Here is an 18,816-nt window from a genome sequence, read left to right on the forward strand (position 1 = left end):
GAATGTTTAGCCAGACGACATCCAAGGTTCTTCAAATCCTGATTTAACGACTGGACCCATCGTGTGACGCTGCGGGTCATCTGTTTTCTGCGGTTCTCTCTATGGACGGTTGGCCAGTCGCAATCCACTTCAAGGCAACCATCGACGCTCGTGCGTCGAGCCTTGGTCGTCGATTCACGCCTGCCACCGCGCCAAGCCTTTCTGCACTTCCTTCTGAACTGGCCTTCTGGGCGCTGTGGCATTGCCGCCATGCGCGCCCGCCGGATTCCCGCTTTTTCCGCTGATTGCTCCTACATATTCCGGTAGGTACCGGAATTAAAGTGCGGGTGCCTATGCGCACCCGTCAAACACGGAAAAAGAGAGTTTCCATGAGTACTGCCACGACCTCGTTTGCCACCAGGCTTGAAGCCCTGACCTTTCTGGAACAGAACCCGGATATTGAAATGTTCGAGCTGTTCATCCTCGACAACAACGGTGTGCCGCGGGGCAAGCTGCTGCACCGTGACGAGTTGCTGGCGGTGTATGAAAGCGGGCGGCCATTGCCGAGCACCATCCTCGGACTGACCATCAACGGCGATGACGTGGAAAACTCCGGGCTGGTCTGGGATGTCGGCGATATCGACTGCCGGGCCTACCCGATCAGCGGCAGCCTCACGCGTATGCCGTGGCGTCTGATACCGACCGCGGCCGTGCAGGTCAGCATGCACCCGACTGAGGGTATGCCCGCTACCATTGCCGATCCCCGTCACTTGCTGGCGAAAGTCATCGAAGGTTTGCAGGCTGACGGCTATTACCCGGTCATGGCGGCGGAACTGGAGTTCTATCTGCTGGATCAGCAACGCGACAGCAATGGCCGGCCGCAACCGGCACGGGATGTCGATGGCGGGCGTCCGCGCGGCACTCAGGTCTATGGATTGCGCGAGCTTGAGCAGATCGAACCCTTCCTTGCCGATCTCTACAGCGCCTGCAAGCTCCAGGGGATTCCGGCGCGCACGGCCATTTCCGAATACGCGCCGGGGCAAGTGGAAATCACCCTCGAACACCGCAGCGACGCGTTGCAGGCAATGGACGAAGCGGTGCGCTACAAGCGCCTGGTCAAAGGGGTGGCGCACAAGCACGGCATGACAGCGTGCTTCATGGCCAAGCCATTCGATGACCTGGCTGGCACCGGAATGCACATGCACGTGAGTCTGGCGGACAAGGACGGCAACAATCTCTTTGCCAGCGAAGCCCCGGATGGAACGCCCCTGCTCAAGCAGGCTGTCGCTGGCATGCTCAGTACCTTGCTCGACTCGCTGTTGCTGTTCTGCCCCAACGCCAACTCCTACCGTCGATTCCAGGCCAACAGCTATGCGCCGCTGGCAGCCACCTGGGGTGTGGACAATCGCACCGTGAGTTTGCGTGTCCCTGGCGGGCCGGCGTATTCCCGGCACATCGAACATCGAATTTGTGGCGCGGATGCCAACCCCTATCTGGCGGCTGCGGCGATTCTGGCCGGTATTCATCGCGGTATCCGCGAACAACTCGACCCGGGTGCGCCGGTAGAGGGCAATGGCTACGCCCAGGCCGCGAAACTGTTGCCGACGGACTGGCTGACCACATTGCGTTCGCTGGAAGGCTCCAGTTGGGCCAGGGAAGCCTTCGGCGGCGAATTCCTCGGTGTCTACCTGGCGGTGAAACGCGCCGAGTACCGCCAGTTCATGGGGGAGGTCGGTGAGCAGGACTGGCGCTGGTACCTGCATCAGGCTTGAGCCGAAACTGAACCAAAGCTGAACTATTCTCAAATAGTCTGAAGTTTCAGGCAGGTGTTATAAGCCAACTAATTGTTGGCTTCTTTTTCACAAAAAATTGATGGTTGGCTTCCTAAAATTTGAACTGTCTCGGTAAATGAAATTTTCACATTTAGCGAAGGCACTTCTTTTCAGGACTCGCCGAACCTCATGTTTAAGATTAAAGCCGTGCGCCCCGAATGGGTGACACTGATTGTCAGTGCGTTTTTGTTGGTTGGCTTCAACTTTCTACTCTGGCAACACCTGTTCGAAATCACCACGTCCGATGGCAAAGGCATCGTTATGCGCGTGGCCTTCGGGGTGATGATCTTCGCGGCCTTCAATATCGTGCTGACGCTGCTGGCCTTCCGCCCGGTGCTCAAGCCGGCCCTGACCCTGCTGTTCATGATCAGCGCGGGCGTGGCGTATTTCATGAGCCAGTATGGTGTTCTGATTGACGCCGGCATGTTGCGTAACTTCGCTGAAACCAATGCCACCGAAGTGCGTGATTTACTGTCGATAAAGTTGTTCGCCTATCTACTGTTGCTCGGTGTTTTTCCAGCCTTGTTATTGTGGATAACCCCGATTGGTTATCGTCGCTGGCATCGCGAGCTATTAAGTAAGGTATTGGTGATCTTTGCCTCTGTGGCGGTTATCGGTGGTGTTGCACTGATCAATTATCAAGGCCTGTCGTCACTGTTTCGCAACCACCATGAGTTGCGCCTGATGGTGGTGCCGAGTAACTACATTGGTGCTTCGCTCGGTTACTTGCGTGAGCAGGTTGCGTCTGCGCATCAACCTTTTATGAAAGTTGGTGAAGATGCCCAGCGCAATACGCTCTGGCAAACTCACGGGCGCAAATCCCTGACGGTGCTTGTCGTGGGGGAAAGTGCCCGGGCAGAGAACTTCGGCATCCTTGGCTATAGCCGCGACACCACGCCAAAACTGAGCAAGGAAGATGGCCTGATCGCTTTCACCGATGTGCACTCCTGCGGTACGGAAACCGCCGTATCGGTGCCTTGCATGTTCTCCAACATGGGGCGCAAGGACTATAACGCCAGCAAGGCCAAGAACGAAGAAGGCCTGCTGGATGTGCTCAAGCATGCGGGTATCGACGTGATCTGGCGTGACAACCAGTCAGGCTGCAAGGGTGCATGCGATCGCGTCACCCTCCAGGACGTCAGCAATCTGAAAGACCCGGTGCTGTGCGCCAACAGTGAATGCCGCGACGAAATCCTGCTGCAGGGACTTCAACATTTCATCGATACCCTGGACAAGGACACCGTGCTGGTATTGCACCAGATGGGTAGCCACGGTCCGGAGTACTTCAAGCGTTATCCGAAAGAGTTCGAGCGCTTCACCCCGGTCTGCGAGAGTAATGCCCTGAACAATTGCAGTCGCGAAAGTATCGTCAATGGTTACGACAACACCTTGGTCTATACCGACCATGTGCTGTCGACCTTGATTGATCTGCTGCGCAGTAACCAGTCCAAAGTGGACACCGCGATGCTGTATCTGTCGGACCACGGTGAATCCCTGGGCGAGTACAACTTGTTCCTCCACGGCACGCCTTACATGCTGGCACCGGAGCAGCAAAAACATGTGGCCATGTTTGCCTGGTTCTCCGACAGCTATAAACAGTCGTTTGCGGTAGATACCCGCTGCCTGCAACAGGGTCGTGAAAAGCCCCTGAGCCAGGACAACCTGTTCCATTCGATGCTTGGGCTGCTGGAGGTCAACAGCAAGGTCTACAACCAGGATCTGGACATGTTTGCCGGATGTCGTGGCCCGGTGACCGACGGTGTATTGGCCAAGGATTGAGTGCTCCGGTTTTGTTTCACGCGGCGGCTGCCGACCTGCGGCCAGTAGAACGTTTATCAAGAGCCATTGCACATGTCCGCTCAGCCCCCATCCGCCATCGAGCTTGAGATTGCCAGGCGCTACGACCAGGAACACGCACGCGTCTGCCTGCAGCCGCAAGCGCCGGGCCTGACCGGGCGTCTGCTGCTCTGGCGTGAGGCGTGTCTGGTGCGCAACGCACTCAAGGTCGCCGGCGAACCGGGGCTGATCCTCGACGTGGCCTGCGGGGTGGGGCGTTTCTGGTCGGTGCTGGCCGAACATGCCAATCGGGTGATCCTCGCGACGGACCCGTCCCAGGACATCCTCGATCATGCCCGCACACATCACCCGCAAAGCCTGTTGAAGCGGATCAAGACCTTTCAAAGCTCCGCCTTCTCGATTGGTTTGTCGGAGAACGCGGTCGACTGCATTTTTTGCATGCAACTGTTTCAGCACCTTTACAGCCCGGAGCATCGTCTGGCGATGCTGGGCGAGTTTTACCGGGTCAGTCGCGATACGGTGATTGTCGCCGGGCGCCTCGACGGACGTTTCAAGGGCGCGCATTCAAGCCTGGAGGGGCCGTTACCGAGCAAGGCCGGGGTCGAAAGCGAGTTCAGGCAGGCGGGATTCCGTTTGCTCAGCCATCAGGATTTTTTCCCCGGTTGTGTACAAATGCGGGTCTACGTGCTGGGTAAGACCCGCTAGGCCGACCTTGTCGGACTATTCTTCATGTCACGCAGCAGTTTTCGCTAACGCTCTTGTTCAGTGGATGCGCGGAAATCGCCGGGGGCGATATATACTGCGCGCCATTCTTCAAGGGAGAGCCGTGTGGCCATCGATATTCACTGGATTCGCGACAACGATAGCCTCGGTCGGTTTTGCGCCGAGTGGCAGCAACTGCCATTCGTTGCCCTCGATACCGAATTCATGCGGGTCGACACCTTCTACCCGATCGCAGGCCTGCTGCAGGTCGGCGATGGCGAACGTGCCTACCTGATTGATCCGCTGACCATCGACAACTGGCAGCCTCTGGCCGCGTTGCTGGAAAATCCGGCCGTGCTCAAGGTTGTCCACGCGTGCAGCGAAGACCTCGAAGTCCTGCTACGCCTGACCGGTAGCCTGCCGGCGCCACTGTTCGATACGCAATTGGCGGCCGCTTACCTGAACCTCGGTTTCTCCATGGGTTATTCGCGCCTGGTGCAGGAAGTGCTCGGCATCGACCTGCCCAAGGGTGAAACCCGTTCCGACTGGCTGCAACGTCCGCTCTCCGAAACCCAGATCAGCTATGCCGCCGAAGACGCCGTGCACCTGGCCGAAGTCTTCGTAAAGCTGCGTCCAAAGCTGTCTGACGAGAAATACGCCTGGGTCCTGGAAGACGGTGCCGAACTGGTGGCCAACCTGCGCCGCGAGATCGATCCGTACGAGGTCTATCGCGATGCCAAGCTGGCCTGGAAGCTGTCCCGCGCCCAACTCGTGGTATTGCGCGAGCTTTGTGCCTGGCGCGAAAAGGAAGCCCGTGCCCGCGACCTGCCGCGCAACCGGATCATCCGCGAGCATTCGTTGTGGCCGCTGGCGCGTACGCAACCGGATAATCTCGGCGCCCTGGCGAAAATCGAAGACATGCACCCGCGTACCGTGCGTCAGGATGGTGAGTTTCTGCTTGATCTGATCAAGCGCTCTGGCAGTGTGTCGCCAGATCAATGGCCGCCATCCGTGCCGGAGCCGCTGCCGGTGGACGCTGCCGTGTTACTCAAGCAGCTCAAAGCCATCGGCCAGGCCGAGGCCGAGCGCCTGAACATTGCGCCGGAACTGATGCTGCGCAAGAAAACCCTGGAAGCGCTGCTCAAGAGCGGCTTCCCCAATGGTCCCTACCAATTGCCTGATTCGCTGCGTGGCTGGCGCCGCGAATTGATGGGCCAGGCGCTGCTGGACAGCCTGGTCACCGCCGGAGAACAGCCTTGAAACGTATTTGCTCCATCTACCGCAGCTCGAAAAGAAACGAAATGTACCTGTATGTGCTCAAGAGCGATGCTCTGGAGCGCGTGCCGGAACCCCTGATGGCAGCCTTCGGCAAGGCCATCCACGCGTTCGACCTGGTGCTCAGCCCCGAGCGCAAGCTGTCGCGCGAGGACATCGCGGTCGTGCTGGAAAACCTCGAGAAACAGGGTTATCACCTGCAAATGCCGCCTGCCGAAGACGAGTACATCGAGCACTTGCCGGAAGAATTGTTGCGCCGCAACGATCCGGTGTGAATGGCAGACAGGCTCTGTTCAGAGTGGTTATGAAACACTGATTGATTTTAGCGATGGCAGCATCGACGGAGCAGCGCTCTGTCGGCTGCCGTCTGCACTGTTTTTGAAAGGTTTGAAGCATGCGCGTCCTGATTGCTGAACACGACCACCCCGTGTACGCCCAAATGTTGCGCGAGGCGGCACCGGACCTGGAGGTGCTGACCAGCGGTGATTCCGCCGAACTGGCCGGCCAGGCCGCTGATTGTCCGGTGTGGCTCGGCCAGCCTGATCTGCTGGCGACCCTGTTACGCCAGGGCCATCAACCGCAATGGCTGCAATCGACCTGGGCCGGCATTACGCCGCTGCTGGCCGATGGTTTGCCACGGCACTATCGATTGACCCGTGCAGTCGGCATCTTCGGGCAAGTCATGGCCGAATACGTGCTCACCTATATGCTCGGTCACGAACGTGAAGTGCTGGCGCGACTGGTCAGCCAGGTCGAGCGCAAATGGGACAGCCGTCATGGCCAGAGCCTGGCGGGGCGCAAGGTGTTGATCGTCGGCACCGGTGATATCGGTCAGAGTGTCGCGCAGTTCCTCGTGCCGTTTGGTGTCGAGTTGTATGGCGTTGCCAGCAGCGCGCGGGAACAGGCACCGTTTATCGAAGTCGGTTCTCTGGCGGATCTGCCGCGGCTGGTCGGTGAAGTCGATTACGTGGTCAATCTGCTGCCGAACACGCCGCAAACCCACGATATCTACGACGCTACGCTGTTCAAGCAATTCAAGCCGACCGGGTTGTTCATCAATGCCGGGCGCGGTGTGGCGGTGGTCGATGCGGATCTGGTGGAAGCCTTGAAGGAAGGGCATCTGGCGGGCGCGGTGATCGACGTGTGCCGTCAGGAGCCATTGCCCCAGCGGCATCCATTCTGGACAGCCTGGGGCCTGCTGCTTACAGGCCACAGTTCGGCACCGACTTCGCCGTCGATGATGGTGAAGCTGTTTGTCGAAAACCTGCGGGCGTTTCAGGTGGGAGAGGCGTTGCGCGGGGAAGTGGATTTCGATCGCGGGTACTGAAATCACTCTCAAAAACTGTGGGAGCGAGCTTGCTCGCGATGAGGCCATTAGCTTCAACATCAATGTTGACTGACTGGCCGCCATCGCGAGCAAGCTCGCTCCCACAGGGATTTTCAGTATGGCTTAGAGACTGAAGTCACCTTCAGCCGCCAGCTCGCTCAACGGGCGACGCGGGCTTGGTACTTCACGGGCCTGCAGGTAATCCGCCAGGCTGGCCTTGTCCCCCAGCTTGCCCACCGCGACGGCGGCGTGCAGGGCGTAGCCTTCAGGAATGTTCAGCTCCTTGCGGGTCAGTTCCTGGTCGAAGCCGGCCATGCCGTGGGTGTGCCAGCCGCTGAGGCTTGCTTGCAGGGCCAGGTGGCCCCAGGCGGAACCGGTGTCGAAGGTGTGCCACAGGGCCGGGGTTTCTTCTGTGGCGCCAGGCGCGGTGAAGGTGGTTTTCGATATCACGATCACCAGGGCCGAAGCATGTTGCGCCCAGCTGCGGTTGAATTCGTTCAGCAGTCCCAGGTAGCGTTCCCAGTTCGGCGTATCGCGACGTGCGTAAAGAAAGCGCCAGGGTTGCGAGTTGTAGGCCGAGGGTGCCCAGCGCGCAGCTTCGAAGAAACTCAGCAGGGTTTCTTCGGCAATGGCTTCGCCAGTGAAGGCGCGGGGCGACCAGCGATCGGTGAACTGAGGGTCAATGGTGTAATCGGCAACGCGTGGGTTGGCACTCATCAAGAGATTCCTTGCTACGTTTGAAAGTGGAAGCGACGAAAAACCCTACTTGGCAGCGCAGAAACTGACAAGCCCGTTCTACCGACAGTCGCCAATGCTTGGCCCACGGGGCTTCGGGCACTAGACTGGCGGCCTTTTCACCACCTGATGTCGATGCTCGAACCATGGCCGCCAAAGTAGAACCGTTCTGGATACGCAAGACCCTCGATCAACTCGATCAGGAGGAATGGGAGTCGCTGTGCGACGGCTGTGGATTGTGCTGTCTGCAAAAGCTTGAAGACGAAGACGACAACAGCGTCTATTACACGCGCATCGCCTGCAAACTGCTGGACCTGAAAACCTGCCAGTGCACGGATTATCCTAACCGTCGCGACACTGTGCCGGACTGCATCCAGCTCACGCCGGGCAAGGCCGACGAATTCAAATGGCTGCCGCCGACATGCGGCTATCGTCTGGTCAGCGAAGGCAAGGACCTGCCGTTGTGGCATCACCTGGTGTGCGGTGATCGCGATGCCGTGCACCATGAGCGGATCTCCCAGTCCGGGCGCATGCTCGCCGAAGGCAGCGTGCCGGAAGACGACTGGGAAGATCACCTGATTTTCCGCGCAGGCTGACTGCCAGAGGCTCAACCTTTCACGAAGGAGTGTGTATGGCTGTGGGATGGCGGCAGGCGTGGGGCGTTGGATTACTGGCCGTGAGTGCGCCCGTATGGGCAGCGAACAAGGTCGATCTGGATTATCACGTGCGCCTGTTGCCGAAGAACGATCAGGCCGAAGTGCGCCTGACGCTCGCCCAGGGCTCGGCGGTTCGCAGCCTGGATTTCGACCTCGGCGACGGCAGCCACTACAGCGATTTCAAGGCCGACGGCCAATGGCAACTGACCCCTGGCAAAGCGGTGCGGGGTGTCTGGCGTCCAGCGGCTGACAAGGCCAGCCTGACGTATCGGGTGAGTATCAACCACGGTCGCAAGAACGGCAGCTTTGATGCTCGCATGACGCCAAGCTGGGCATTGATGCGCGGCGACGATCTGGTGCCGCCTGCCAGACTCGATCAACAAGATGGCATCGAACTGGTTTCACGCCTTGAATTCGAGCTGCCCGGTGGCTGGAAAAGCGTCGAAACCGCGTGGCCACGGATCGGCCAGAACAAGTTCCGTATCGATAACCCTTCCAGGCTGTTCGACCGGCCCACGGGCTGGATGCTCGCCGGCCAGCTTGGCAGCCGCCGTACCCGTCTGGGCGAGACTGAAGTCACCGTCGCCTCGCCGCTGGGGCAGGGCATGCGGCGTATGGATGTGCTGACGATGCTGACCTTCGTCTGGCCGCAAGTGCAGGCGCTGTACCCGCGACACCCGGGCAAACTGCTGATCGTCGGGGCCAATGATCCGATGTGGCGTGGCAGCCGGTCGGCGCATGAGTCGATCTACCTCAACAGTCGCCTGCCATTGGTCAGCGAAAGCGGCTCCAGCGCTCTGGTTCGCGAGTTGGCCCAGGTGTTCGGGCGGATCAACGGCACAAAGCGCAGTGACTGGATCAATGAAGGCTTTGCCGAGTATTACGCCATCGAACTGGTGCGCCGGGCCGGCGGCATGAGCGATGAACGCTACGAGAGCCTGCACGGCAAACTGGTCGGGACCAGCCAGAAAGTCACCACGCTGCGCAGTGATCGGGTCAACCCGGCGCAGGTGGCCAGGGCGGTGGTGTTGCTGCAGGAACTGGATCGCGAGATTCGCCTGAAAACCCACAACAAGCGTTCACTGGACGACGTGTTGCACGGGGCGATGCAGCAGGGGGAAATCGATACCCAGGCGTTTGTTCAGCTCAGCGAGAGCGTGATAGGTGGGTCTTCAAAAGTACTCGGTACCGAGTTGATTCAGTAACACCGTCATCCGCGAGCAAGCCCGCTCCCGCATCAGATTTCTGATTTCTTCAAAAAATCAAATTGACACACAATCGTATGATGATTAGCGTGGTCCTCCATCGCATACGGCTTGGAGGTGCTCATGTCCAACAGCTTTCATGCTACGACGGTCGACTGGCTGGGATGCTGGCTGGCCACGGGGCAGGTCAGGCCGGGTGAGTCACTCAAGGTCGAAGCCGACCTCGGCGAACAACTTGGCGTGAGCCGTACGGTCATCCGCGAAGCGATCAAAACCCTGGTTGCCAAAGGCATGCTCGAAGTCGGCCCGAAAGTCGGCACGCGAGTGTTGCCGGTGCGGCGCTGGAACCTCTTCGATCCACAAGTCGTCGGCTGGCTGTCGCGCAGCGGCTTGCCGGAAAACTTCGTCGACGATCTGCTCGATCTGCGTCGCACCATCGAACCGATGGCCGTGCGCTGGGCTTGCGAGCGCGCAACCGGCGAACAGGTGGACGCGATCCTGTTGGCCTGCAACGCACTGGAACGGGCGGTGGACAGCGGCTTCGATTACAACCGTGCCGACCAGCTCTTCCACGAGTGCATCCTGGCCGCCAGCCACAATCAGTTCATCGAACAAATGGTTCCCGCCCTCGGCGCGTTGCTGGCGGTGGCCTTTGAAGTGTCCGCCGCCGACCCGGATGAACTGCGTCGCACCTTGCCGATTCACCGGGACCTGGCCGAGGCTATCGCGGCCCGTGATACCGCTCGGGGTGTCTGGGCCTGCATGACCCTGATCGATAACGCCGCCCTGGCGATCAAGCGTTACTACCCGCAAGTCATGGCCGATAAAAAGGCCAGCTGAGAACTCGAACCCCTGTAGGAGCGAGCTTGCTGGCGATGGTGTATCAGCTACCACGAGACCGACTGACACACCATCGCCAGCAAGCTGGCTCCTACATCATAAAAACAAGAACCATGCAGGAGGTTTCATGACGTTGACGGCGGTTACCGGGCATCGGGCGAAACTGGGCGAAGGTCCGTTCTGGGATGCGCCGACCCAAGCCCTGTATTGGGTGGATATCACGGGTAAACAGGCGTTGCGGTTGATCGGCGCCAACGTGCAGATCTGGCAGATGCCGGAACATGTGTCAGCCTTCATCCCCTGTGAAAGCGGCGACGCGCTGGTGACATTGAGCAGTGGCGTGTATCGGCTCGATCTCGATTCACCGGGCTTGGCGCCGCGCCTGACATTGTTCTGCGTGGCCGATCCGCAACCGGGCAACCGCCCCAACGAAGCCCGCTGCGACGCCCAGGGCCGGCTCTGGCTCAGTACCATGCAAAACAATATCGGAGAACAGGGCGAAGACCTGCCCATCGTGCGCCGTTCGGGTGGACTGTTGCGCATCGATCGTGCCGGGCGGGTTGTGCCGTTACTGCGCAACCTGGGCATTCCCAACACGCTGTTGTGGAGCGATGACGCCACCAGCGTTTATTTCGGCGACAGCCTCGATGGCACCTTGTATCGATACTTCATCCGCAGCGACGGGGCCCTCGATGCGCCGCAGGTCTGGTTTGGCCCGCACGGGCGGGGCGGCCCGGACGGCTCGGCGATGGATGCCGAAGGTTTTATCTGGAATGCCCGTTGGGATGGCCACTGTCTGCTCAGGTTGAGCCCTGACTGCAAAGTCGACCGGACCATCGAACTGCCGATCAGTCGTCCCACCAGTTGCGTGTTCGGTGGTGCCGACCTGAAAACCCTGTACATCACCAGCGCGGCGAGTCCGCTGGGCCATCCCCTGGATGGGGCGGTGCTGTCGATTCCAGTGGATGTGCCCGGGAAGCGTTGTACGCGTTTCGCGGGTTAATTCCCATATTATGGGATGTAAATATATATATTGAGATTTGTCGTGGGCCAGGTTTATAGTCGGCCTCACCAGTTACATGCACTCACACTCAAAAAAACAAAACAGGTGAAGTGATGCAGCGAAACTCCCCCGTGCTCCCTTGCGCAGACAGTGCCGCAAAGCGTTTTCAAGCTGAAACGTTTTCGCTTTCACCTGTTTTCTTCCACAACGCCTTTTGACCGGCCATCGACTGATGTCCGGTTTTCGTCGTGTTTTCGAACAGGAGTCTTGAACCATGGCTGAACCGCTGTCATTGCCCCCGGTGCCCGAGCCGCCCAAGGGTGAGCGCCTCAAAGACAAAGTCGTGTTGCTGACCGGTGCCGCCCAGGGCATTGGCGAGGCCATTGTGGCGACCTTTGCGTCCCAGCAGGCCAGGTTGATCATCAGCGACATCCAGGCTGAGAAAGTCGAGAAGGTCGCGGCGCACTGGCGCGGACAGGGCGCCGACGTGGTGGCGATCAAGGCTGACGTTTCACAGTCGCAGGATCTGCAGGCTATGGCCAGGCTGGCGGTCGAGCGACATGGCCGGATCGATGTGCTGGTCAACTGCGCCGGGATCAACGTGTTCCGTGATCCGCTGGAAATGACCGAGGAAGACTGGCGTCGCTGCTTTGCCATTGACCTCGATGGCGCGTGGTATGGCTGCAAGGCGGTGCTGCCGCAGATGATCGAGCAGGGCATCGGCAGCATCATCAATATTGCCTCGACCCATTCCTCCCACATCATTCCGGGCTGCTTTCCCTACCCGGTGGCCAAGCACGGCTTGCTCGGCCTGACCCGCGCGCTGGGCATCGAATATGCGTCCAGGGGCATCCGCGTCAACGCCATCGCACCGGGCTATATCGAAACCCAGATCAATATCGATTACTGGAACGGTTTCGCCGATCCTCACGCTGAGCGCCAGCGTGCGTTTGACCTGCATCCGCCCAAACGCATCGGCCAGCCGATTGAAGTGGCGATGACTGCGGTGTTCCTGGCCAGTGATGAAGCGCCGTTCATCAATGCCTCGTGTATCACCATCGATGGTGGGCGCTCGGTGATGTACCACGACTGAGTGGCCGGGCTTTCAGGCGTCCTGGTACGTCTGAAAGTCAATCATCATACGATATGACTATTGGCAGTACGGTTTACCGCCCAGGCTTTACAGAACGCTTTCAAAGAACGCTCAAGAAAAATAACAAGGAGTCAGCTTATGAATCGTCGTCGTGCTATCCGTTCCCTGTGCTGTGCCGCGTTGGCGGTCTCGGCGGTCAGCCTGAGCAGCACGCTGCTGGCGGCCGAGGAAGTGAAAATCGGGTTTCTGGTCAAGCAAGCGGAAGAGCCCTGGTTCCAGACTGAGTGGGCGTTTGCCGAAAAGGCCGGGAAAGAGAAGGGCTTCACCCTGATCAAGATCGCCGTGCCGGACGGTGAGAAAACCCTGTCGGCCATCGACAGCCTCGCGGCCAACGGCGCCAAGGGCTTCGTGATCTGCCCGCCGGACGTGTCCCTCGGCCCGGCAATCATGGCCAAGGCCAGGCTCAACGGGTTGAAGGTGATCGCCGTCGATGACCGTTTCGTCGATGCCAGCGGCAAATTCATGGAAGACGTGCCGTACCTCGGCATGGCCGCGTTCGAAGTCGGCCAGAAGCAAGGCCATGCCATGGCCACCGAGGCGAAGAAACGCGGCTGGGACTGGAAAGACACGTACGCGGTGATCAATACCTACAACGAACTCGACACCGGCAAGAAGCGCACTGACGGTTCGGTCAAAGCCCTGGAAGACGCCGGCATGCCGAAGGACCACATCCTGTTCTCGGCCCTCAAGACCCTCGACGTGCCGGGCAGCATGGACGCCACCAACTCGGCGTTGGTGAAACTGCCGAGTGCAGCGAAGAACCTGATCATCGGCGGCATGAACGACAACACCGTGCTCGGCGGTGTGCGCGCCACCGAGAGCGCCGGGTTCGCTGCGGCCAACGTGATCGGCATCGGCATCAACGGTACCGACGCCATCGGCGAGCTGAAGAAGCCCGACAGTGGCTTTTATGGTTCGATGCTGCCGAGCCCGCACATCGAGGGCTACAACACCGCAAGCATGATGTACGAGTGGGTCACCACCGGCAAAGAACCAGCGAAGTACACCGCCATGGATGACGTGACGCTGATCACCCGCGACAACTTCAAGCAGGAACTGGAAAAGATCGGCCTGTGGAACTGACGGCCATTGATTTCAGCGACGGTCTCGGCGACGAGGCTGCCTGTCCGGTTTGAAGAGGTGGGTTATGCACGCGCAAATACATACACAACAACACAGCGGCAGCTTGCGCTTCAACGGGATCGGCAAGACCTTTCCCGGAGTGAAGGCGCTGGACAACATCAGCTTCGTCGCCCATCCGGGGCAGGTTCATGCCTTGATGGGCGAGAACGGCGCCGGCAAATCGACGCTGCTGAAAATCCTCGGCGGGGCCTACATACCCAGCAGCGGAGCCTTGCAGATCGGCGAGCGGACGATGGACTTCAAGTCCACCGCCGACAGCATCGGCAGTGGCGTCGTGGTGATCCACCAGGAGCTGCATCTGGTGCCGGAAATGACCGTGGCCGAGAACCTGTTTCTTGGGCATCTGCCGGCCAGTTTCGGCCTGATCAATCGCAGCGCCCTGCGTCAGCAGGCACTGGCCTGTCTCAAAGGCCTGGCCGATGAGATCGACCCGCAGGAGAAAGTCGGGCGCCTGTCTCTCGGCCAGCGGCAATTGGTGGAAATCGCCAAGGCGCTGTCCCGTGGCGCCCATGTGATTGCCTTCGACGAACCCACCAGCAGCCTTTCGGCACGGGAGATCGACCGTTTGATGGCGATCATCGGCCGGCTGCGGGACGAGGGGAAAGTGGTGCTCTACGTCTCCCACCGCATGGAAGAAGTGTTCCGCATCTGCAATGCGGTGACGGTGTTCAAGGACGGACGATACGTGCGCACGTTCGACGACATGAATGAGCTGACCCACGATCATCTGGTCACCTGCATGGTCGGGCGCGACATCCAGGACATCTACGATTACCGCCCGCGCCAGCGCGGCGCGGTGGCACTCAAGGTCGACGGTCTGCTCGGGCCGGGGTTACGCGAGCCCGTGAGTTTCGAGGTGCACAAAGGCGAGATTCTCGGCTTGTTCGGGCTGGTGGGCGCCGGTCGCACCGAGCTGCTGCGCCTGCTCAGCGGCCTGGCGCGAAACCGCGCCGGACAGCTGAAACTGCGTGGCCATGAACTGAAGCTGCGTTCACCCCGGGATGCGATTGCCGCCGGGATCCTGTTGTGCCCCGAGGACCGCAAGAAGGAAGGCATCCTGCCGCTGGCCAGCGTCGCCGAGAACATCAACATCAGCGCCCGCGGTGCCCATTCCACCTTCGGCTGCCTGTTGCGTGGCCAGTGGGAAAAAGGCAACGCCGACCAGCAGATCAAGGCGCTCAAGGTGAAAACACCACACGCCGGGCAGCCGATCAAGTTTCTATCCGGTGGCAATCAACAGAAGGCCATTCTCGGTCGCTGGCTGTCGATGCCGATGAAAGTGCTGCTGCTCGACGAACCCACCCGCGGCATCGACATCGGCGCCAAGGCCGAGATCTACCAGATCATCCATAACCTGGCGGCCGAGGGGATCGCGGTGATTGTGGTGTCCAGCGACTTGATGGAAGTCATGGGCATTTCCGACCGCATCCTGGTGCTGTGCGAAGGCGCGCTGCGTGGCGAGCTGAGCCGCGACCAGGCCAACGAATCCAACCTGCTGCAACTGGCTTTGCCGCGCCAACGCGCTGACGGCGTGGCGAACTGAGAGGTGACTATGATGACAACCCAAAACAACACCCTGCCGACCACGCGCAAACCGCTGGACCTGCGGCGCTTCCTCGATGACTGGGTAATGCTGCTGGCGGCCGTCGGAATCTTCGTGCTCTGTACCCTGATGATCGACAACTTCCTGTCGCCGCTGAACATGCGTGGCCTGGGCCTGGCGATTTCCACCACCGGGATCGCTGCGTGCACCATGTTGTATTGCCTGGCGTCCGGGCATTTCGACTTGTCGGTGGGCTCGGTGATTGCCTGTGCCGGGGTGGTTGCGGCGGTGGTGATGCGTGATACCGACAGCGTGTTTCTCGGTATCTGTGCGGCGCTGGTGATGGGCCTGATCGTCGGGCTGATCAACGGCATCGTCATTGCCAAGCTGCGGGTCAACGCGCTGATCACCACGCTGGCGACCATGCAGATCGTGCGCGGCCTGGCCTACATCTTCGCCAACGGCAAGGCGGTGGGGGTGTCCCAGGAGTCGTTCTTCGTGTTCGGCAACGGTCAGATGTTCGGCGTGCCGGTACCGATCCTGATCACCATCGTCTGCTTCCTGTTCTTCGGCTGGCTGTTGAACTACACGACCTACGGGCGCAACACCATGGCCATCGGCGGCAATCAGGAGGCGGCGTTGCTGGCCGGGGTCAATGTCGACCGGACCAAAATCATCATCTTTGCCGTGCATGGCGTGATTGGCGCGTTGGCCGGGGTGATCCTGGCGTCGCGCATGACCTCCGGCCAACCGATGATCGGCCAGGGTTTCGAGCTGACCGTGATCTCGGCCTGTGTACTGGGCGGGGTATCGTTGAGTGGCGGGATCGGCATGATCCGGCACGTGATTGCCGGGGTGTTGATTCTGGCGATCATCGAGAATGCGATGAACCTGAAGAATATCGATACGTTTTATCAGTATGTGATTCGCGGTTCGATCTTGCTGCTGGCGGTGGTCATTGACCGACTGAAGCAGCGCTGACATTCATTTCCTCTGTAGGCGCGTGCTTGCCCGTGAAGGTCTGTCTGAAATGTAAATGTTGGATATGACGACGCCTTCGCGAGCAAGCCCGCTCCCACAGGGTTCTGCCTTCACACATTGAGTGCCGGTGTGGCATAGATCCTGTGGGAGCGGGCTTGCCCGCGAAGGGGGCATCAGCTCAGTACATTTCTCCTGGCTTCACTATTGGCTGATGTTGCTGTCCTCGTCCTCGGTGGTGCTCGAGCCGAGACCACCGCTGCCGGGCGTTTTTCTGTTCGGCAAGTCCGCCCCTCCCTGACGTCCCATGTCATTGCCCTGGATGCGTGGGTCGGTGCCGGTGGACGGAGGCATGTTGTGATCGATCGTGGTGCCGTCGGTGTTCATGCCGGGGGCACTCTGGATGGCTGGCGCCCTGGGCTTTTCCACCGGATTGGTCGGGCCGGTGCTCGAGCCGAGGGTCCCGGCGAACGAGGCACAAGACAGCAGGGCGCAGAGGGCGAGGGCGGTCAACCTGGACAGGATCATGGTGTTGTCTCCAACGGGTAGAGTCCTTACCTGATTAGTCCGTCCTCGCCCGGGATAGGTGCGTTGTTAGCGACGGACGGCTCAGGCCTGTGTCAATGCCCTGACCGCCGCTGCCCTTCGCCAGATCAATCGGCCTGCGGTGATCAACCAGTTGAGCGCAGCAACCGCCAGCACGGTGAGCAGCAGCGTGGCCATCCCTTGCTCAACGATGATTTTCCCGGCCAGCAAGGGGAAGCCGAACACTCCGATGAAGTACGACAGGCTGAACAGCAACAAGGATTGCGCGGTGGTGCCGGGCGGCGCCTCATTGGCGGCCAGGCCGTTGATCACCGAGTAGGTCAGGCCGTAACCGGTCCCGAGCATCACCGCCGCGAGCACGTAGCTGAAGCTGCTGTCGACGACAAAACCGAACATGACGATCGATGCCAGCATCAGCCCCGAAAGCAGGCACGAGGCACGCAATGGATCGCGCTTGACCACAAACCCGGCAACCAGCATTCGGCCACTGATCGCCGCGCTCATGAAGCCGAGGAAGAACAGCGAGTAGTCGAGCGAGTGCGCTGCGGCATAACTGGTTTGAAAGCTCGACAGACCGCCGAACACGCAGCCGCCAAGACCGACCATGATGATCGCAAAGACAGCCCTGGACGACAGCACCTGACCCGCGGCACGCCACGAAATCCGCGACACGCTGCCCGATGGCAGAGGGGCATGATTCAATTTCCGCTGCAGGCGCCAGAACAGCACCACACCGACCAGGCTGGCCAGTGCCGCCAGATAAAACGCAGCGGTCACCGGATACCCGAGGGCACTCGCCGCGCGGCCGAGCAACGGGCCACTGCCGATCCCGGTCATCATGCTGCCCGACAGCAGGGCGAAGTATCTGGCGCGCTGTGCGGGCGTCACCAGGCTTGCCACGATGATCGGCCCGAGGGTGTAGAACACGCCCCAACCCAGGCCCAGCAGCAGGCCGAAAAACAACAGCAGAGGGCCGAAGCCCGGGGTCAGGGCGAAGCCCAGGCTGGCCGCTACCAGCAACACACCGAACAGCGCCACCGACCGGGCGGCACCGAGCAAGTCGGACAAATGACCGGAAACGATCACTGCCGCAAAGGTGCTGAGCATCGCCGCGGAAATCACACTGCCGGCGTCGTGTTCGTTGCCACCACGCGCGTTGATCAGCAGCGACAGCAGGAAGGTCGAGCCATAGGACAATGACAGCAGGTAACTGGCAAGGCAAAACAGGCCGAACAACTTGCTTGAGACTGGGGGTGTTGCGGTAGACATGACGCGGTTCCTTGACCGGATAAGTGAGCAGCGCCTCTATCTAACCACGCAGTGCCTGATTGTCAGGTTCAAGGTTATCGATGCCAGGGTTAGTGGCGGCCGGAGTGAAGCCTCTGCGTTGTTGTGGCGAGGGAGCTTGCTTGTGGTGAGGGGACTTGCCCCCGTTGGGTTGCGCAGCAACCCCAATAAGAAAGCTGCAATCTTTCTGGTGTAATGCGATCGCTGAGAAAGGGCCTGCTTCGCAGGCCAACGGGGGCAAGCCCCCTCGCCACAAATATCGCGTCGCCTTAGTATGGCGTTTTCAACTTTTGACAAGGCACGTCCATGACGATCGAAATCCGCCCGGCGACCCCCAGTGATGCACCGCAAATCCTCGCGTTCATCACTGAACTGGCCGACTACGAACGTGCCCGCCATGAAGTCATCGCCAGCGTTGCCGATATCGAACGCAGCCTGTTCAGCGAAGGCGCCACGGCCCATGGCCTGATCTGCCTGCGCGACGGCGCAGCCATCGGTTTCGCGGTGTTCTTCTTCAGCTATTCCACCTGGTTGGGCAGCAATTGCCTGTACCTCGAAGACCTTTACATCACGCCGGAACAGCGGGGCGGTGGCGCGGGCAAGACCCTGCTGCGGCATCTGGCGAAAATCGCCTGTGCCAACGACTGCGGCCGTTTCGAGTGGAGCGTGCTGGAGTGGAATACGCCGGCCATCGACTTCTACAAATCCCTGGGTGCGCAACCGCAGGAGGAGTGGGTTCGGTATCGGATGGATGGGAAAGTATTGCGCGAGTTCGCCGAGGGCAGTTGAGCCGTATCCCCTGTAGGAGCGAGCTT

At 60.1% G+C, this 18,816-nt stretch carries 18 protein-coding genes; 15 read left to right on the forward strand and 3 right to left on the reverse strand.

The window, feature by feature from the left end:
* Window positions 1–368: 368 nt before the first annotated feature.
* From PPUTUW4_RS06630 to PPUTUW4_RS06655, 6 genes are all read left to right on the forward strand, one after another.
* Window positions 369–1,751, forward strand: a complete 1,383-nt coding sequence (locus PPUTUW4_RS06630; protein ID WP_015093925.1) for a glutamine synthetase family protein — start codon at window positions 369–371, stop codon at window positions 1,749–1,751.
* A gap of 189 nt (window positions 1,752–1,940) precedes the next feature.
* Window positions 1,941–3,590, forward strand: coding sequence for a phosphoethanolamine--lipid A transferase (locus tag PPUTUW4_RS06635; protein ID WP_015093926.1), 1,650 nt, complete (start codon window positions 1,941–1,943; stop codon window positions 3,588–3,590).
* Window positions 3,591–3,662: 72 nt separating this feature from the next.
* A complete protein-coding gene (locus tag PPUTUW4_RS06640; RefSeq protein WP_015093927.1) occupies window positions 3,663–4,313 on the forward strand; it encodes a class I SAM-dependent methyltransferase in 651 nt (216 codons plus the stop codon).
* Between the two features lie 123 nt (window positions 4,314–4,436).
* On the forward strand, window positions 4,437–5,570 hold the full coding sequence (gene rnd, locus PPUTUW4_RS06645) for a ribonuclease D (RefSeq protein ID WP_015093928.1): 1,134 nt from the start codon (window positions 4,437–4,439) through the stop codon (window positions 5,568–5,570).
* On the forward strand, window positions 5,567–5,860 hold the full coding sequence (locus PPUTUW4_RS06650; protein WP_015093929.1) for a YcgL domain-containing protein: 294 nt from the start codon (window positions 5,567–5,569) through the stop codon (window positions 5,858–5,860). The genes rnd and PPUTUW4_RS06650 overlap by 4 nt, the downstream gene beginning before the upstream one ends.
* Window positions 5,861–5,979: 119 nt before the next feature.
* Complete coding sequence (locus PPUTUW4_RS06655) at window positions 5,980–6,912, forward strand: D-2-hydroxyacid dehydrogenase (protein ID WP_015093930.1); 933 nt, start codon at window positions 5,980–5,982, stop codon at window positions 6,910–6,912.
* Window positions 6,913–7,035: 123 nt separating this feature from the next.
* On the opposite strand, the gene PPUTUW4_RS06660 is transcribed toward PPUTUW4_RS06655, so the two are convergent.
* Window positions 7,036–7,629 (reverse strand): nitroreductase family protein, encoded by a 594-nt coding sequence (locus PPUTUW4_RS06660; protein ID WP_015093931.1) that lies wholly within the window; start codon window positions 7,627–7,629, stop codon window positions 7,036–7,038.
* Between the two features lie 164 nt (window positions 7,630–7,793).
* Here PPUTUW4_RS06660 and PPUTUW4_RS06665 point away from each other — a divergent pair, with 164 nt between their 5' ends.
* The 8 genes from PPUTUW4_RS06665 to araH all read left to right on the forward strand — a co-directional run bounded on the left by PPUTUW4_RS06665 (window position 7,794) and on the right by araH (window position 16,171).
* Window positions 7,794–8,243, forward strand: coding sequence for a YcgN family cysteine cluster protein (locus PPUTUW4_RS06665; RefSeq protein WP_007984794.1), 450 nt, complete (start codon window positions 7,794–7,796; stop codon window positions 8,241–8,243).
* Window positions 8,244–8,278: 35 nt separating this feature from the next.
* Window positions 8,279–9,508, forward strand: a complete 1,230-nt coding sequence (locus PPUTUW4_RS06670; RefSeq protein WP_015093932.1) for a hypothetical protein — start codon at window positions 8,279–8,281, stop codon at window positions 9,506–9,508.
* 123 nt (window positions 9,509–9,631) lie between these two features.
* Window positions 9,632–10,348, forward strand: coding sequence for a FadR/GntR family transcriptional regulator (locus PPUTUW4_RS06675; protein WP_015093933.1), 717 nt, complete (start codon window positions 9,632–9,634; stop codon window positions 10,346–10,348).
* A 127-nt stretch (window positions 10,349–10,475) separates the two neighbouring features.
* Window positions 10,476–11,351: an SMP-30/gluconolactonase/LRE family protein gene (locus tag PPUTUW4_RS06680; protein ID WP_015093934.1), complete on the forward strand. Its 876-nt coding sequence runs from the start codon at window positions 10,476–10,478 to the stop codon at window positions 11,349–11,351.
* A gap of 274 nt (window positions 11,352–11,625) precedes the next feature.
* Window positions 11,626–12,444 (forward strand): SDR family oxidoreductase, encoded by an 819-nt coding sequence (locus PPUTUW4_RS06685; protein WP_015093935.1) that lies wholly within the window; start codon window positions 11,626–11,628, stop codon window positions 12,442–12,444.
* A 138-nt stretch (window positions 12,445–12,582) separates the two neighbouring features.
* The gene (locus tag PPUTUW4_RS06690; RefSeq protein WP_015093936.1) at window positions 12,583–13,587 is read left to right on the forward strand and encodes a substrate-binding domain-containing protein; all 1,005 of its coding nucleotides are present in this window, start codon (window positions 12,583–12,585) and stop codon (window positions 13,585–13,587) included.
* A 64-nt stretch (window positions 13,588–13,651) separates the two neighbouring features.
* Window positions 13,652–15,190 carry an L-arabinose ABC transporter ATP-binding protein AraG gene (araG, locus tag PPUTUW4_RS06695; protein ID WP_015093937.1) on the forward strand — a complete coding sequence of 513 codons (1,539 nt, stop codon included), beginning with the start codon at window positions 13,652–13,654 and terminating at the stop codon, window positions 15,188–15,190.
* Between the two features lie 12 nt (window positions 15,191–15,202).
* On the forward strand, window positions 15,203–16,171 hold the full coding sequence (gene araH, locus PPUTUW4_RS06700) for an L-arabinose ABC transporter permease AraH (RefSeq protein WP_015093938.1): 969 nt from the start codon (window positions 15,203–15,205) through the stop codon (window positions 16,169–16,171).
* A 201-nt stretch (window positions 16,172–16,372) separates the two neighbouring features.
* Here the strand turns inward: araH and PPUTUW4_RS06705 are convergent, their stop codons facing one another.
* Window positions 16,373–16,696, reverse strand: coding sequence for a hypothetical protein (locus PPUTUW4_RS06705; protein WP_015093939.1), 324 nt, complete (start codon window positions 16,694–16,696; stop codon window positions 16,373–16,375).
* Between the two features lie 81 nt (window positions 16,697–16,777).
* Window positions 16,778–17,983 carry an MFS transporter gene (locus tag PPUTUW4_RS06710; RefSeq protein ID WP_015093940.1) on the reverse strand — a complete coding sequence of 402 codons (1,206 nt, stop codon included), beginning with the start codon at window positions 17,981–17,983 and terminating at the stop codon, window positions 16,778–16,780.
* A gap of 324 nt (window positions 17,984–18,307) precedes the next feature.
* On the opposite strand from PPUTUW4_RS06710, the gene PPUTUW4_RS06720 reads away from it, so the two are divergent.
* Complete coding sequence (locus PPUTUW4_RS06720) at window positions 18,308–18,790, forward strand: GNAT family N-acetyltransferase (RefSeq protein ID WP_007977016.1); 483 nt, start codon at window positions 18,308–18,310, stop codon at window positions 18,788–18,790.
* The last annotated feature ends 26 nt before the right edge of the window (window positions 18,791–18,816 follow it).

The organism is Pseudomonas sp. UW4 (assembly GCF_000316175.1).
Classification (GTDB): Bacteria; Pseudomonadota; Gammaproteobacteria; order Pseudomonadales; family Pseudomonadaceae; genus Aquipseudomonas; species Aquipseudomonas laurylsulfatiphila.